Origin of the sequence: Fretibacterium fastidiosum, assembly GCF_000210715.1 — a bacterium.
GTDB classification, from domain to species: Bacteria; Synergistota; Synergistia; order Synergistales; family Aminobacteriaceae; genus Fretibacterium; species Fretibacterium fastidiosum.
The window spans coordinates 59226-60326 of the sequence record NC_021038.1; the positions used below are offsets into that span (position 1 = coordinate 59226).

At 65.9% G+C, this 1101-nt stretch carries 2 protein-coding genes; both read right to left on the reverse strand.

What is annotated here, in order from left to right:
• Positions 1-84: 84 nt before the first annotated feature.
• Positions 85-639, reverse strand: coding sequence for a lytic transglycosylase domain-containing protein (locus SY1_RS12495; protein WP_279369686.1), 555 nt, complete (start codon positions 637-639; stop codon positions 85-87).
• A gap of 1 nt (position 640) precedes the next feature.
• On the reverse strand, positions 641-1101 hold a 461-nt coding region (locus SY1_RS00295), incomplete at its 5' end, for a flagellar export protein FliJ (RefSeq protein WP_208872461.1).

Sequence of the window (1101 nt, forward strand, 5' to 3'; positions counted from 1 at the left end):
GGCCGGCTTTTGGCGCCGCCGGAGAGGGCTCTCTCCTCCTCCGCCTGGCCGGCGTCGGGCGCGGGCGTGCGTTCCTCAGCCATTTTAGCTCTCCTCCCGATAGCGATGGTACAGGGCCATCACGTTTCTGACGTAACGGTCGGTCGCGGAGGGGGTTTTCCCCGAATCCACGCGGGCTGACCCCGCGTTGTAGGCCGCAAGGGCCCTCTCGACGTCGCCCTTATATTTATCGGTCAGGTCGGAGATGTATTTAACTCCGCCCTCGATGTTCTGCTCAGGGTCGAAGGGGTCGGACACGCCCAACATGGCCGCCGTCCGCGGCATCAGCTGCATCAGACCCCGAGCGCCCTTCCCGGACACCGCATCCGCCTTCCAGCCGGACTCCACCTCGATCATCGCGCGGATCATCTCGGAATCGACGTTGTAGTCCGCCGCGCACCGATCGATCACGGGCTGAAGCTCCTCGTAGGACGTTCGGCCGGAGGCCCTGGGCTTTGGGCTCCTGCTGACCTCGTCCAGCACGTCGATGAAGCGATCCCTTGCGTTCGCCTGGGCCGGCACGTCGGGCATGGAGCGCTGCACGATCTCGTCAATGCGGCTCAACACCCGATTCACCCCCGTCAGATTGGGTCCGATCACGTCATCTTCCTCCCCTCTTGCCCCGCGCGCAGTGCAGCGTGGCCACGTCGTCCAGCTCCAGCTGTTCCGCGTCGAGCCGCTCCTTGAAGTCCGCCGTCTTCAGGCGGTCCACGTAGGTCTCCATGATGCGCACGTCCTTGTGGCGCTCCACAAGCCGGGCCTCCGTGCCCAGGATCCTCTGCCGGACGTCCTGCAGGGATTGCCTGCCCCTGTCGATGTTCGTGTTGATGGCGTCGATGAACTGCCGCTGAAACCAGAGGTCCGCGCCGTTCGTCACCCTCTCGTCGCCGCCGCGGAACTCCGCGATGGCCTCGGCCCTCTCTCCCTCAAGGGCCGACAGGCGGTCCATGACGCCCCGCTCCTCCCGGCGCTCCGCCGCCAGGGTGACCTGCTCGGCCCGACGGCCGTCCTCCCGGAGCTTCAGGATGCGGTCAAACCTCTGAATACGCTGGTTCATCTCTC